The 14,856-nt window shown below is 70.2% G+C and carries 11 protein-coding genes; 6 read left to right on the top strand and 5 right to left on the bottom strand.

What is annotated here, in order from left to right; all coding sequences use genetic code 11:
- Nucleotides 1-6: 6 nt before the first annotated feature.
- On the top strand, nt 7-3,804 hold the full coding sequence (locus tag AC2IPW_RS07875) for a multifunctional oxoglutarate decarboxylase/oxoglutarate dehydrogenase thiamine pyrophosphate-binding subunit/dihydrolipoyllysine-residue succinyltransferase subunit (protein WP_081005161.1): 3,798 nt from the start codon (nt 7-9) through the stop codon (nt 3,802-3,804).
- 81 nt (nt 3,805-3,885) lie between these two features.
- Here AC2IPW_RS07875 and AC2IPW_RS07870 read toward each other — a convergent pair whose 3' ends face one another.
- Nucleotides 3,886-4,554, bottom strand: coding sequence for a TetR/AcrR family transcriptional regulator (locus tag AC2IPW_RS07870; protein WP_486376619.1), 669 nt, complete (start codon nt 4,552-4,554; stop codon nt 3,886-3,888).
- A 70-nt stretch (nt 4,555-4,624) separates the two neighbouring features.
- Here AC2IPW_RS07870 and AC2IPW_RS07865 point away from each other — a divergent pair, with 70 nt between their 5' ends.
- Genes AC2IPW_RS07865 through AC2IPW_RS07855 form a run of 3 tightly spaced genes read left to right on the top strand, consistent with a single transcriptional unit; the run spans nt 4,625 to nt 7,960 of the window.
- On the top strand, nt 4,625-6,208 hold the full coding sequence (locus AC2IPW_RS07865) for a flavin-containing monooxygenase (RefSeq protein ID WP_416063105.1): 1,584 nt from the start codon (nt 4,625-4,627) through the stop codon (nt 6,206-6,208).
- A complete protein-coding gene (locus AC2IPW_RS07860) occupies nt 6,205-7,032 on the top strand; it encodes an SDR family NAD(P)-dependent oxidoreductase (protein ID WP_289379971.1) in 828 nt (275 codons plus the stop codon). The genes AC2IPW_RS07865 and AC2IPW_RS07860 overlap by 4 nt, the downstream gene beginning before the upstream one ends.
- Before the next feature lie 10 nt (nt 7,033-7,042).
- A complete protein-coding gene (locus AC2IPW_RS07855) occupies nt 7,043-7,960 on the top strand; it encodes an alpha/beta hydrolase (protein WP_486376618.1) in 918 nt (305 codons plus the stop codon).
- Here the strand turns inward: AC2IPW_RS07855 and AC2IPW_RS07850 are convergent.
- From AC2IPW_RS07850 to AC2IPW_RS07835, 4 genes are all read right to left on the bottom strand, one after another.
- Nucleotides 7,919-8,878, bottom strand: a complete 960-nt coding sequence (locus AC2IPW_RS07850) for a glycine betaine ABC transporter substrate-binding protein (RefSeq protein ID WP_371384276.1) — start codon at nt 8,876-8,878, stop codon at nt 7,919-7,921. The genes AC2IPW_RS07855 and AC2IPW_RS07850 overlap by 42 nt on opposite strands.
- A 79-nt stretch (nt 8,879-8,957) precedes the next feature.
- Nucleotides 8,958-10,151 carry an NAD(P)-dependent malic enzyme gene (locus tag AC2IPW_RS07845; RefSeq protein ID WP_289379965.1) on the bottom strand — a complete coding sequence of 398 codons (1,194 nt, stop codon included), beginning with the start codon at nt 10,149-10,151 and terminating at the stop codon, nt 8,958-8,960.
- A gap of 444 nt (nt 10,152-10,595) precedes the next feature.
- Nucleotides 10,596-11,018 carry a hypothetical protein gene (locus AC2IPW_RS07840; protein WP_486376617.1) on the bottom strand — a complete coding sequence of 141 codons (423 nt, stop codon included), beginning with the start codon at nt 11,016-11,018 and terminating at the stop codon, nt 10,596-10,598.
- Entirely contained in the window at nt 11,015-11,869 is an 855-nt protein-coding gene (locus AC2IPW_RS07835; protein ID WP_486376616.1) for a PHP domain-containing protein, read from the bottom strand. Before AC2IPW_RS07835 ends, AC2IPW_RS07840 begins: the two co-directional genes overlap by 4 nt.
- A gap of 112 nt (nt 11,870-11,981) precedes the next feature.
- Here AC2IPW_RS07835 and AC2IPW_RS07830 point away from each other — a divergent pair, with 112 nt between their 5' ends.
- Together AC2IPW_RS07830 and AC2IPW_RS07825 are read left to right on the top strand one after the other, a co-directional pair.
- Nucleotides 11,982-13,049, top strand: coding sequence for a magnesium and cobalt transport protein CorA (locus AC2IPW_RS07830; RefSeq protein WP_486376615.1), 1,068 nt, complete (start codon nt 11,982-11,984; stop codon nt 13,047-13,049).
- Entirely contained in the window at nt 13,040-14,851 is a 1,812-nt protein-coding gene (locus AC2IPW_RS07825; protein WP_486376614.1) for a hypothetical protein, read from the top strand. Before AC2IPW_RS07830 ends, AC2IPW_RS07825 begins: the two co-directional genes overlap by 10 nt.
- Nucleotides 14,852-14,856: the final 5 nt, after the last annotated feature.

Raw genomic sequence — 14,856 nt, 5'->3', positions numbered from 1 at the left:
ACTGCCGTGAGCAGCAGCTCTACTTCCCAGTTCGGACAGAACCAGTGGTTGGTTGACGAGATGTACCAGCGGTTCCAGGACGATCCGTCGTCCGTGGACGCCAGCTGGCACGAATTCTTGACGGACTACTCCCCGGAGGCGGCGGTCGCAGGTGGCGCGAACGGTGCCACGCAGACCCAGCGTCCGGCGCAGAGTTCCGCTCCGACCTCCACCGAATCCGCTCCCGCCTCGAAGGCCGCCCCGGCCGCGGCTCCGCCGAAGGCCACCCCCACCCCGCCGAAGGCCGACACCGCCCCGGCCAAGCCCGGCACCGCCCCGGCCAAGCCCGCTCCGAAGCCGGCCGAGCCCGCCGCCAAGCCGGCAGCCGCCAAGGCGGCCCCCGCGAAGCCCGCCGCCAAGCCGGCTCCCGCGAAGCCCGCCGCTTCGGCCCCTCAGGAAGAGTCCAAGGTTCTCCGTGGCGCTGCCGCTGCCGTCGCGAAGAACATGAACGCCTCGCTTTCGATCCCGACCGCCACCAGCGTGCGCGCCATCCCTGCGAAGCTGATGGTCGACAACCGGATCGTCATCAACAACCACCTCGCCCGTACCCGCGGCGGCAAGGTCTCGTTCACCCACCTGCTCGGCTACGCCATCGTGCAGGCGGTCAAGGCGTTCCCGAACATGAACCGCCACTTCGCCGAGATCGACGGCAAGCCGAACGCGGTCACCCCCGCGCACACCAATCTCGGTCTGGCCATCGACCTGGCCGGCAAGGACGGCAACCGGTCGCTCGTCGTCGCCGCGATCAAGAACTGCGAGTCGATGAACTTCGCGCAGTTCTACTCCGCGTACGAGGACATCGTCCGTCGCGCGCGCGACGGCAAGCTCACCGCGGAGGACTTCTCCGGGGTCACCATTTCGCTGACCAACCCGGGCGGTATCGGCACCGTGCACTCGGTGCCGCGGCTGATGCCGGGCCAGGGCGCCATCATCGGCGCCGGCGCGATGGAGTACCCGGCCGAGTTCCAGGGCGCCTCCGACGAGCGCATCGCCGAGCTCGGTGTCGGCAAGCTCATGACGCTGACCTCCACCTACGATCACCGCATCATCCAGGGCGCGGAGTCCGGCGACTTCCTGCGGACCGTCCACAACCTGCTCATCAGCGACGATTTCTACGACGAGATCTTCCACACGCTGCACATCCCCTACGAGCCGGTCCGCTGGCGCAAGGATGTGCCGGAAGGCGCCGTCGACAAGAGCACCCGAGTCCTCGAGCTGATCGCCGCCTACCGCAGCCGCGGCCACCTGATGGCCGACACGGATCCGCTGCAGTTCGTCAAGGACAAGTTCCGGTCCCACCCGGACCTCGACGTCACCACGCACGACCTGACGCTGTGGGACCTCGACCGCGAGTTCAACGTCGGTGGGTTCCACGGGCAGCAGCGCATGAAGCTGCGCGACGTGCTGTCGGTGCTGCGCGACGCCTACTGCCGCCACGTCGGCGTGGAGTACACCCACATCCTCGACCCCGAGCAGCAGCAGTGGCTGCAGGAGCGCGTCGAGGCGCACCACGTCAAGCCGACCGTGGCGCAGCAGAAGTACATCCTCAGCCGCCTCAACGCCGCCGAGGCGTTCGAGACGTTCCTGCAGACCAAGTACGTCGGCCAGAAGCGGTTCTCGCTCGAGGGCGCCGAGTCGGTCATCCCGATGATGGACGCGATCATCGACCAGGCCGCCGAGCACGAGCTCGACGAGGTCGCCATCGCGATGCCGCACCGCGGCCGCCTGAACGTGCTGGCCAACATCGTCGGCAAGCCGTACTCGAAGATCTTCACCGAGTTCGAGGGCAACCTGAACCCGGCCGCTGCGCACGGATCCGGCGACGTGAAGTACCACCTCGGCGCCGAGGGCAACTACATCCAGATGTTCGGCGACAACGACATCAACGTCTCGCTCACGGCGAACCCGTCGCATCTCGAGGCCGTCAACCCGGTCCTCGAAGGCCTCGTGCGCGCCAAGCAGGACATCCTGGACAAGGGTGAGGGCGGCTTCACCGTCATGCCGCTGCTGCTGCACGGTGACGCGGCATTCGCCGGTCAGGGTGTCGTGGCCGAGACCCTCAACCTCGCGCTGCTGCGCGGCTACCGCACCGGCGGCACCGTGCACATCGTCGTCAACAACCAGGTCGGATTCACCACGGCCCCTGAGCACTCGCGGTCGTCGGAGTACTGCACCGACGTCGCGAAGATGATCGGTGCGCCGATCTTCCACGTCAACGGCGACGACCCGGAGGCGTGCGTGTGGGTGGCCCGCCTCGCCGTGGACTTCCGCGAGAAGTTCAACAAGGACGTCGTCATCGACATGATCTGCTACCGCCGTCGCGGGCACAACGAGGGCGACGACCCGTCGATGACGCAGCCGGCGATGTACGACGTGATCGACACCAAGCGCAGCGTCCGCAAGAGCTACACCGAGTCCCTCATCGGTCGTGGCGACATCTCGCTCAAAGAGGCCGAGGACGCGCTGCGCGACTACCAGGGCCAGCTCGAACGGGTCTTCAACGAGGTCCGCGAGCTCGAGAAGTTCAAGCCGGAGCCGTCCGAGTCGGTCGAGCTCGACCAGACGCCGCCGGCGAAGCTGACCACCGCCGTCGACAAGTCGGTGCTCGAGCGGATCGGCGACGCGTTCGTGAACGTCCCCGAGGGCTTCTCCGTGCACCCGCGCGTCAAGCCGGTCGTCGAGAAGCGTCGCGAGATGTCCCGTGAGGGCCACATCGACTGGGCGTACGCCGAGCTGCTCGCGTTCGGTTCGCTGGTCGAGCAGGGCGCGCTGGTGCGTCTGGCCGGCCAGGACTCGCGCCGCGGCACGTTCACCCAGCGTCACGCAGTGCTCATCGACCGCAAGACCGGCGCCGAGTACACCCCCCTGCAGCAGGTCGCTGCCGAGGGCGGCAAGGGCGGCAAGTTCATGGTGTACGACTCGGCGCTCACCGAGTTCGCGGGCCTGGGCTTCGAGTACGGCTACTCCGTGGGCAACCCGGAGGCGCTGGTGCTGTGGGAGGCGCAGTTCGGTGACTTCGTCAACGGCGCGCAGTCCATCATCGACGAGTTCATCTCCTCCGGCGAAGCCAAGTGGGGCCAGCTCTCCGACGTGGTGCTGCTGCTGCCGCACGGCCACGAGGGCCAGGGCCCGGACCACACCTCGGGCCGCATCGAGCGGTTCCTGCAGCTGTGCGCGGAGGGGTCGATGACGGTGGCCATGCCGTCCACCCCGGCGAGCTACTTCCACCTGCTGCGCCGGCATCACCTCGACGGGATCCGCCGTCCGCTGGTGGTGTTCACGCCGAAGTCGATGCTGCGCAACAAGGCCGCGCTCAGCAACCTCGAGGACTTCACCAGCGGCAAGTTCCGCTCGGTGTTCGAGGAGCCGCTGTACGAGAGCGACGGCGGCGACCGCGAGAAGGTCACCCGCGTCCTGCTGACCTCCGGCAAGCTCTACTGGGAGCTGAAGGCCAAGAAGGACAAGGAGAAGCGGGACGACGTCGCGATCCTGCGGATCGAGCAGCTGTACCCGGTGCCGCGCCGCCGTATCGCCGAGGCACTCGACCGGTACCCGAACGCGCACGAGTTCTTCTGGGTGCAGGAGGAGCCGGCCAACCAGGGCGCGTGGCCGTTCCTGGGCCTGGCGCTGCCGGAGATGCTGCCCGAGAAGCTGTCGGGCATCAAGCGGGTGTCGCGCCGCGCGATGTCGGCGCCGTCGTCCGGGTCGAGCAAGGTGCACGCTGTCGAGCAGCAGGAGATCCTGGAGAAGGCGTTCGGTCAGTAGTCACCGGCGGTACCCCGCGGTTCTCACACGAGCCGGGTCGCGCTTGCCCTTCGGGGCGGCCGGCCCGGCTCGCGCCGTTTCCTACGTCCCAGCGACATGACCGAATGTGACATCCGGTCGATTCGATCGACCGAATGTGACATCCGGCCCGCCGGCAGCCAGGGCGAGCGCCGGCAGGGCCGCGACGGCGAGGTCCACGAACTCCTCGCGGCTGAGCTGCGGATCCCGCAGCCAGGCGATCGTGGTGTCCTCGACGAACGCGATCCAGCCGCGCACGGCCAGGGCGACGGCGGGGCCTGCGTCGATGCCGATGCGGGGCAGGTGCGCGACGGTGCGTTCGACCATTGCGGTGCGGGTGTCCTCGAACACCTGCCGCATGTCCGGATCCCCGCTCGCGGTGCCGCGCAGCATCGACAGGTAGGTGTCGCGGTGGTCGGTGACGTAGTCGACGTACGCGACGATCGTGCCCCGCAGCATGTCCATCGGTTCGAGGCTGTCGTCGGGTGCGGTGCGCTCGAGCATGTCGCGGCTGGTGTGCCGGACGAGTTCGACGTGGAAGTCGTGCTTGGACGCGAAGTAGTGGAACAGCAGCCCGCGCGACACCCCGGCCTGATCGGCGATCTCCTCCACAGAGATCTGCTCGAGCGGCCGTTCGGCGAGCAGTTGCACGCCGAGGTCGACGAGCTGGGCCCGGCGCTCGGCAGGACTGAGCCTGGTGCGCTTGACGATGTTGCCCTTCACAGGTGCCATGCAAACATTCTTGTTGAATCGCAGTCAACAGCTATTGACCGCCACTCAATATGGCCCTACGCTCATTTACATGAGTCTTCCGGTTACAGACACCATCGCCACCGATGCGCACCCGCGTCAGGTCGACACGCTGATCATCGGCAGCGGGTTCGCCGGACTCGGCGCCGCCGTCCGGCTGACGCAGGCCGGCAAGGATTTCGTGGTCCTCGAACGCGGATCGGAGGTCGGCGGCACCTGGCGCGACAACACGTACCCGGGCGCGGCGTGCGACGTTCCGTCCAATCTGTACTCCTACTCGTTCGCCCTGAACCCGGGCTGGACGCGGTCCTTCTCCCCCCAGCCCGAGATCCAGGCCTACATCGCTTCGATCGCCGACAAGTACGACGTGCGCCGCCGCACCGTCTTCGGCTGCGACGTGCAGACCGTCCGCTGGAACGACACCACCCACCGCTGGGACGTGCGGACCACCAAGGGCGCGTTCGATGCCCGGATCGTCGTCTCCGCCGTCGGCGCGCTGTGCGAACCGGCGCTGCCCGACATCGAGGGCATCGACCGGTTCCGGGGCGAGATCTTCCACTCCGCCCGGTGGAACCACGACGCGGACCTGAGCGGCAAGCGCGTCGCCGTGATCGGCACCGGCGCGTCCTCGATCCAGATCGTGCCCGCGATTGCCGGCAAGGTCGCCCACCTCGACGTCTACCAGCGCACCGCACCGTGGGTGCTGCCGCGCGCCGACCGCGAGTACACGCCCGTCGAGCGGCTCGCGTTCCGCCACGTGCCCGGATTCCAGCGCCTGTCCCGCGCCCTGCAGTACCTCACCCGCGAGACACAGGTCGTCGGTCTCGCCAAGGCACCGGCGTTCATGAAGCCGCTCGAGCTCGCCGCCCGCACGCACATCCGCCGCCAGATCGCCGATCCGGAACTGCGCCGCAAGGTCACCCCGGACTTCCAGATCGGCTGCAAGCGCATGCTCATCTCGAACAACTACTACCCCGCGCTGGCCCGGCCGAACGTCGACCTGGTCACCGACGGCATCGCGGAGGTCACGGCGGACGGCATCGTCACCCGCGACGGCACCACCCGGCAGGTCGACGCCATCGTCGTCGCGACCGGCTTCCACGTCACCGACTCGCCCACCTTCGCCGGCGTCTTCGGCAAGGACGGCCGCAGCCTCGCCGACGTCTTCGACGCCACCGGGATGCAGGGATACAAGGGTGCCGCCGTCGCCGGCTTCCCCAACCTGTTCTTCCTCGTGGGACCGAACACCGGCCTGGGCCACACCTCGATGGTGTACATGATCGAATCCCAGCTCAACTACGTCGTGGACGCGATCGAGACCATCGACCGCCATCGGATCGGCACCGTCGAGGTGCGTCCCGAGGTGCAGGACGACTACAACCGCAACCTGCAGGCCGCCCTGAAGCGCAGCGTGTGGAACAACGGCGGCTGCGCGAGCTGGTACCTCGACAAGCACGGCAACAACACCACCCTGTGGCCGAGCTTCACATTCGAGTTCCGCCGCATCACCAAGCATTTCGATCTGGATGCCTACCGCAGCGTCGCTGCGGCAGACCTCCCCCCGGTCCCGGCGCCGACGCCGTCGGCCGTTCGCGACACCGAAGAGACCGACGCCCGGAAGGTGGCAGCACAGTGAGCGAGTTCGCAGGAAAGGTAGCCGTCATCACCGGTGCCGGATCGGGCATCGGCCGCGCTCTGGCGCTCGAGCTCGCCCGGCGCGGCGCCCGGCTGGCCCTGTCCGACGTCGACACCGTCGGGCTGGAGGAAACCGCGCGCCGGGCCCGTGACCTCGGCGCCGAGGTCAAGGCCGACCACCTCGACGTCACGCAGCGCGAGGCGGTGCTCGACTACGCCGAGGCCGTCGCCGCCCACTTCGGCCAGGTCAACCAGATCTACAACAACGCCGGCATCGCCTACCACGGGGAGTTCGAGCGCTCGGAGTTCAAGGACATCGAGCGAATCATGGACGTCGACTTCTGGGGCGTGGTCAACGGCACCAAGGCGTTCCTGCCCCACGTCGTCGCGTCCGGCGACGGCCACGTCGTCAACGTCTCGAGCCTGTTCGGGTTGCTGTCCATCCCCGGTCAGAGCGCCTACAACTCCGCGAAGTTCGCCGTCCGCGGCTTCACCGAGTCCCTGCGCCAGGAGATGCTGATCGCCGGGCACCCCGTCAAGGTCAGCTGCGTCCACCCCGGCGGCATCAAGACCGCGATCGCCCGCAATGCAGCCGTCCCGGACGGCGACGACCAGGAGTCCTTCGCCCAGTTCTTCGACCGCAAGCTGGCACGCACCAGCCCGGAGGACGCGGCCCGCACCATCGTCGAGGGGGTGCGCAAGGGCCGGCCCCGGATACTCGTGGGCGCCGACGCGAAGTTCCTGGACGCCTGGGTGCGCGCGGTGGGTCCGTCCTACCAGCGTGTCGTCGCATTCGTCAGTGGCCGCTTCGTGCCCAGGGGCTAGGGTCGCGGTCATGCCACAGCTCCCCCTGCCCGTCGTGCGGGCCGCGTTGCGTCCGGCGTACCGGCTCGCTCTCAACGCCCGGCTGCCGTACTCCGTCCAGCGACGGCTGCTCGAGCTGGTCGCGCCGATCCAGACCCTGCCCGAGGGCACGGTGGTCCGGCAGGTCACACTCGCGGGGAGGCCGGCCGAGCGCGTCACCGTCGGCGCCACCGAACGTCCCACCGCGGTGCTGTACCTGCACGGCGGCGCGTACACGGTGGGTTCACCCGCCACGCACCGGTCCCTGGCCGCGCACCTGGCCGCGGCCTCGGGTTCGGCGGTCTACGTGCTCGACTACCGGCTGGCTCCCGAGCACCCCTACCCCGCCGCCCTGGACGACGCGGTCGGTGCGTACCTCGAGCTGGTGACCGAGCACGGCGTGACCCCGGGAACCGCCCCGATCGCCGGGGATTCGGCCGGGGGCGGGCTGGCGGTCGCGACGGCGCGACGGCTGATCGACCGGCACGGGGTCCGGCCCGCCGCCCTGGGCCTCGTCGCCCCCTGGGCCGACCCCGGCTCGCGCGACTTCCCGTTCGACCGGGACACGGTCCTCAACGCCGCCTGGATCTCGGCCTCGGCCCGCGCGTATCTCGGCGGCCACGACGCCGCCGACCCCGGCTACGCGCCCCTGCGGGGGGACCTGAACGGGCTGCCGCCGACGCTGATCCACGTCGGCACCGGCGAGATGCTGTACCCGCAGGTCAGCGAGTTCGCCCGCGAGCTCCGCGACGCGGGGGTGGAGGTGACGGTCACCGAGCAGCGCGACCTGTGGCACGTGGCCCATCTGCAGGCCGCGCTGGTGGGCGAGGCCGCCGACGCAGTGGCGCAGCTCGGCGGCTACCTGCGTTCACACGTGCTCGGTGAGCCACGCCTGCGCGACGGCCGCTGAGTCCTCGCCGCCGTCGATCCGGCCGAGCATCTCGGCCAGGTCGGCGGTGGTGAGCTCCCCCGCGACGAGGCTCAGGGCTTCGAGCTGACGTTCCCCCAGCGCGTGTTTGCGGAATACGGGGACGACGTTCTGGGCAGTGAACACCGGTGGCTCCGTGACGGTTCCGTCCTCCGGCCCGGTTCCGGGCGCGCGGTCCGGTGCGTCCTCGAGCGCGACTCCTGGTGCGTCGCGCGCGACGACCGAGGTGGTGGTCAGCGCGGCCGCGCTCCCCTCCTGCGTGACCGCGCGCAGCGCCACATCGCCGTCGCCTTCTTCGACGCGACCTGGGACGCAACCTCTTTCGGCCATGTCCCCCAGGCCGTCGTTCGTCTCGAACCCGGCGGTCACCGTCACGGTCAGCTCGCCGCACCGGCCGAGGATTCCGGTCAGCTCGGTGGTGCCGAGCCGTTCCGCCGTGGCGTCGGACACGACCAGCATCGAACGATCCTGGGCGGCAGCATAATCCGTGATCGCCAGGTCCTCGGGCAGGGAACGGGCCAGGGCCTCGAACACGTCCTCGGCGTCCGTGTCCGGGGCAGCCGGAGCGAAGTACCTCAGCAACCGGCCGGTGTAGTCCGGCACGAGGGTCACCTCGGCCGCGTCCAGCGCCGCCAGGTACCCGGCACGATCACCGAGCCCGGTCCGCAGTTCGGTACGGGTTCCGCTCCCGGCCAGGGCACCGGCGTAGATGCGGGCCAGCAGCTCGCTCGCCACGCCGTCCCCGGCTCCGACGACCACCGTGGCGGTGTCCGCCGACTCGTCGAGAACCGACGGGCCGCACCCGGTCAGCACCGCGACGGCGACCGTCAGCCCGGCCACCGTCCGTCCGAATCCCCCGCCGCGCCGTCCCCGGCTCCTCACGTTCCACACGTTGCCCATCCTCGCGCATCCCCGGAACGCCGAACGCCCCGGCCGGAACCTGGGTGCGGGCTCCGGACGGGGCGTGCGGTCGATCGCGTCAGTCGGTGACGCCCTCGGCCCGTGCCGCGGCCGCGACGGCCTCGGCGACGGCGGGCGCCACCCGCGGATCGAGAGGGCTCGGGACGATCTTGTCCACGGCCAACTCGTCACCGACGACCGAGAGGATGGCCTCGGCGGCGGCGAGCTTCATGCCCTCGGTGATGCGCCGGGCACCGGCATCGAGCGCGCCCTTGAACACACCGGGGAAGGCCAGCACGTTGTTGATCTGGTTCGGGAAGTCGCTGCGCCCGGTCGCCACGATCGCGGCGTGCTTGGCGGCGATCGTCGGGTGGATCTCCGGGTCCGGGTTCGACAGCGCGAACACGATCGCGCCCTCGGCCATCTCCGCCACGATCTCCTCGGGCACCGTGCCGGCCGAGACGCCGATGAACACGTCCGCGCCGCTCAGGGCCTCGATCAGCCCACCGTGCCGGCCGGCGGGGTTGGTCCGCGCGGCCAGATCGATCTTGACCTCGTTCAGGTCGGTGCGATCGGCCGAGACGATGCCCTTCGAGTCCAGCACGGTCACATCCGCCGCACCGGCGGCGAGCAGGATGTTGGCCACCGCGACGCCGGCGGCACCGGCACCGGAGATGACGATGCGCAGGCCGCTCAGCTCCCGGCCCTGCACCTTGGCCGCGCCCTTGAGCGCGGCGAGCGCGACGATCGCGGTGCCGTGCTGGTCGTCGTGCATGACCGGGCAGTCCAGCGCCTCGATCACGCGCTTCTCGATCTCGAAGCAGCGCGGGGCGGAGATGTCCTCGAGGTTGACCGCACCGAAGCTCGGCCGCAGCCGGATCAGCGTCTCGACGATCTCGTCGGGGTCCTTGGTGTCGAGGACCAGCGGGATCGAGTTCAGGCCGGCGAACTTCTTGAACAGCGCGGACTTGCCCTCCATCACCGGCAGCGACGCGCGCGGGCCGATGTCACCGAGGCCGAGGACGGCCGAGCCGTCGGAGACGACCACGACCAGGCGGTTGGTCCAGGTGTAGCGGTCGGCGAGCGTCTCGTCGGCCGCGATCGCGCGGGAGACCTGCGCGACGCCGGGGGTATAGGCGATCGACAGGTCCCGCTGCGTCTCCAGCGGTGCCGTGAGCTCGACGGACAGCTTGCCGTCGACGTGGCTGCCGAAGATCTCCTCGTCGGTCAACTCGACCTTCTGGGGGGTAGGTGCATCAGACACGATTGACACGATGACACTCCTGCTCGAGCCGGAACCACTCGGGTTCCGGTTACTGCGAAGTAGCTGCGCGACAGACTTCAGGCGCAGTGCTTCGCCAAGGACATTTCGGTGAAGCTTCCGGGCGCGATCACGGTTACCGCTGTACAACGCTGTACGACTTCCGGAGCGTGATGGCGCCGAGGCGGGTGAGCCCTGGCGACGAGCCCTCTACAGGGTCTGCCATCTTCGTCCGGCTTCGGGGCGGTGGCACCGACGCCGGATTGGGGAAAAGTTTGCCACCTTCACAAGCCAACAATCAAATCGGTATTTCTTGCGAATGTCTCACGATTTTCGCCGCTCACCTGTGAGTTTGGACAGCCGAGCCGCAATGTCGACCCGAGGATCGGGGTCGTTCCGAGGCAAAAGCCCGAGATCTCGACCGGTTACCAACCGGTAACGGACGGGGTCCGAACGTCAGCCCCACCACTGGGTGAACATCAGGACCGCACCCGTGAGATAGACCACACCCGCGGCCGCGGCGGCGGCGAGACCGTGCCGACGGTCCGCGAACAGCTGCGCGGCCGTCACGACGATCGCCGCGACGACGTGCGCGGACAGCGACGCCGAGCCCGGTCCCGGGAAGTCCCGCTTGTCCCCGAGGTACTGCGCCACCCAGACCACCACCGTCAGGACGATCACCGCGCCGCACACCACCCCCGACAGCGCCCGCAATCCCCGCACGACGAACCCGTCCCGTCTCGGCGTCCCACCGCGGGACGTTGTCGCCGGGGGTGTCTCGTAGGGGTCGCGGCCGGAGCGGTAGGCGGGATCGTCGTAGTAGTCGTCGTGTCCGGCGGCGCGGTCGTCGCGGCGCGCCGGGCGGCCCCAGGTGCTCATCCCTCGAGCACCTCGATCCCGGTGGCCCGCGCCGTCAGCGCCTCGAACGCCTCGGGGTCCGTCGTGTACCGGCCGAGCGGGACGGCCTTGTTGCCGCCGTGGTAGTCGGACGACCCCGTGACGAACAGATCGAGCTTCGCCGCCAGGTCCCGCATGAGCTGCGCGTCGGCAGGATCGTGGTCCGGATGGTCCGCCTCGAGGCCACCGAGACCCAGTTCCGCGAGTTCCTCGATGTGGTCGAGTGCGAGCAACCGGCCGCGGGATCGAGCACGGGCATGCGCGACGACGGTGACACCGCCGGCGTCGGCGACCATGCGCACGGCTTCCGAGAGCGGAGTGTCCGCCTTGGTGACGTAGTAGCGGCCCCGCGACGACAGCAGGTCCGCGAACGCGGCCTCGATGCTCGGCACGACCCCCGCCTCCACCAGGGCGCGCGCCAGGTGCGGCCGCCCCGCCACCGGGCCGGCGGCGGTGACGATCTGTTCGGGATCGACGGGCAGACCGTCGTCGGCCATCCGCTCCGCCATCGTCCGGATACGGGCCACCCGCTCCCCGCGCAGGCGCTCCCGCTCGACCGCGAACGCCTCGTTCCGCGGGTCGAACAGGTAGGCGAGCAGATGCACCGCGACGGGCCGTCCGTCCTCACCGCGCCCGGTGCACGACATCTCCATGCCGCGGATCAGCCGCAGCCCCGCAGGCAGCGCGTCGGCCGCCGCGTCCCAGCCGGCGGTCGTGTCGTGGTCGGTCAGGGCGACCGCGTCGAGCCCGGCCTCGGCCGCGGCACGGACGAGTCCCGCCGGGGAGTCGGTCCCGTCGGAAGCCAGCGAGTGGGCATGCAGGTCGATACGCACCCCACCAGTGTGTCAGGTCCCGTCGTGCGGCCCCGGCGGGCGGCCCGGGGCGGGTTAGCATGACGCTGCGACCGCCCGGACGGGCCGGAGCGTGCTGCGCGGAAGGGAACCGATGTCGAACCTGCCCTCGCACCCGTCGCGCCGGACCGGTGCCCCGGCGTCCACCCTGCGCGTCCCCGCGGAGCGGGCCGTGGTGGACTGCGCCGTCTACGTCGACGGGGTCCGGCTGCCCGGCCGCTACGCCCACGACGCGGCGCTCGAGGAGGTGCGCCGACGAGGCGCCGGCTTCGTGTGGCTCGGCCTGCACGAGCCCGACGAACAGCAGATGACGAGCGTGGGCCGCACGTTCGGGCTGCACGAACTGACGGTCGAGGACGCCGTGCACGCGCATCAGCGACCCAAGCTCGAACGCTACGACGACGTGACGTTCCTCGTGCTGCGCACCGTGAACTACGTCGAACACGAATCGGTGACCACGACCAAGGAGATCGTCGAGACCGGCGAGATCATGCTCTTCTGTGGCCGGGACTTCGTCGTCAGCGTCCGCCACGGCGAGCACTCGGGGCTGGCGGACGTGCGGCATCGGCTCGAGGACGGCCCGGAACGCCTCGCGCTCGGTCCGTCGTCGGTGCTGCACGCCGTTGCCGACCATGTCGTGGACTCGTACCTCGCCGTGGTCGACGCCGTGCAGCCGGACATCGACGACCTCGAAGAACTGGTGTTCACGCCCGACACCCGCATCGCGGTGGAGCAGATCTATCTGCTCAAGCGGGAGATCGTCGAGCTGCGGAGGGCGGTACTCCCGCTCGCATCGCCGCTGCGCCAGCTGACCCGCGGCCCCGGCAACCCGGTACCCAAGGAGGTGCGGCGCTACTTCCGCGACGTCGCCGATCATCACACCAAGGTGGCCGAGCGCATCGCGGACTACGACGAGACGTTGAGCACTCTCGTCGATGCCGCGATCGCCAAGGTGACGGTGCAGCAGAACACCGACATGCGCCGGATCTCGGCGTGGGTGGCGATCGCGGCCGTGCCCACCATGATCGCCGGGATCTACGGGATGAACTTCGACAACATGCCCGAACTGCACTGGGAGCACGGCTACTTCGTGGTCGTCGGGGCGATCGTGGTGATCACCGTCGGCCTGTTCGTCACCTTCCGCCGCAACAAATGGCTCTGATCACCGCGGCGCGGGAGCGCCTGGCGCCGGCCGCTTCCGCAGGGCACCCTCGCGGGACGTGGGTGCTCGCGGCGGCCCTCGTCCTGATCGTCCTGCAGCTGACGGTGCGCTCAGTGCTCGCGTTCGGTGGGCAGTTCTACTGGGACGACCTGATTCTGGCCGGACGGGCGGGCCTGCACCCGCTGCTGTCGTTCGAGTTGCTCGGCTACGACCACGACGGTCATCTCATGCCGGGTGCGTTCCTGGTGGCCGACGTGGTCACGAGTTTCGCGCCGCTGCAGTGGTGGCCGGCGGCCGCGACGCTGGTGGCCGGCCAGGCGTTGGCGTCGCTGGCCGTGCTGCGCGTGCTGTGGTTGCTGCTCGGGCCGCGGCCGGCACTGCTCGGCCCGCTGCTGTTCTACCTGTTCACCCCCCTGACGCTGCCGGCGTTCGCGTGGTGGGCGGCGGGCCTGAACTCGCTGCCGTTGCAGGCGGGTATGGCGTGGGTGGCCGGCGACGCGATCCGTGCGGCGCGCACCGGCCGGCTCCGCTACGCGCTGAGCGGGACGGCGGTCACCGGCGTCGCTCTGCTGTTCTTCGAGAAGTCGGTGCTGGTTCCGGCGGTGGCCTTCGCGACCGTCGCGCTGATGTACGGGCTCGACGGCCACCCCCGGGCGGTGCGCACCGCGGCGAGACGCGCGGCGCCGCTGTGGCTCGGCTCGTCACTGGTCCTCGCAGCGTGGGCGGCGGCGTACCTGTCCCTCGTCGAGTCCCGGTTCGGGGCGCCGACGGCCGACATGGTCCGGGGGCTGACGCACCACGGTGTCTCGTTCGGGGTGCTGCCGGCGCTGCTGGGCGGACCCTGGCGATGGGACCGCTGGAATCCGGGCCCGCCGTGGGCGGATCCGCCGACCGGGCTGGTCGTGGTGGCCTGGGCCGCGGTGCTCGCCGTCCTGGTGTGGTCGCTGCGGCGCAGCCGGCGCACGGGCTGGGTGTGGGCGGCAACGGCCGCCTACGTGGCGGCCTCGACGGCCGCGATGATCAGCACCCGCTTCGGCCCGGACACGACGTACGAACTGGCCCAGACCCTGCGCTACCACACCGACACCGCCGTGGTCGTCGCGATCGGAGCGGCCCTGGTCCTGCGCACCCGCCCACGCGACGACCCCCGGCCCTCACCCACGCGACGGATCGTCGCCGCCGGGTGCGCGGTGGCCTTCACGGCGAGCTGCCTGTGGTCCACGGCGACCTTCGCCCGCACCTGGTCCGACAACCCCACCGGCGCCTATCTGGCCGCCGCGAAGTCCGCACTCACCACACGCCCCGACGTGCCGATCCTCGACCATCCCGTGTCGGTGTGGGTGCTCCTGCCGGTCACCCACCCCCACAATCTCCTGAGCCGGGTGTTCTCGTCGCTGCCGGGACGCGCCGAGATCGGCGCCGTCACCACCGAACTGCAGGTGCTCGACGACCGGGGCCGGCTGGTGCCGGCGGAACTCGTCCCGGTGCGGCACGTGCTGCCCGGCCCGGTGCCCGACTGCGGGCATCTGCTCACCGACTCGACGACGACCGTGCTGCCCGCCGACACGGCGCTCGTGGGCGGGGAGTGGACGGTGCAGCTGAACTACCGCGCCTCCGCCGACGGCGAGATCGAGGTGGGGTTTCCCGCCGGCCCGCGGGTGCGGGTGCCGGTCACCGAGGGACTGGGCACGGCCTACGCACGGGTGCCGGGCGCAGGCACCGGGCTGCAGGCCCGCTCGGCGTCGCCGGACCTCGATGTCTGCCTGGCCGGCGGCCCGATCGGGGTCGTCGTCCCGCGCTGACCGGG

The organism is Rhodococcus sp. NS-SX18, assembly GCF_057367935.1.
The sequence above is the reverse complement of the archived record's forward strand: the minus strand, read 5'-3'. Positions and strand labels throughout refer to the sequence as shown.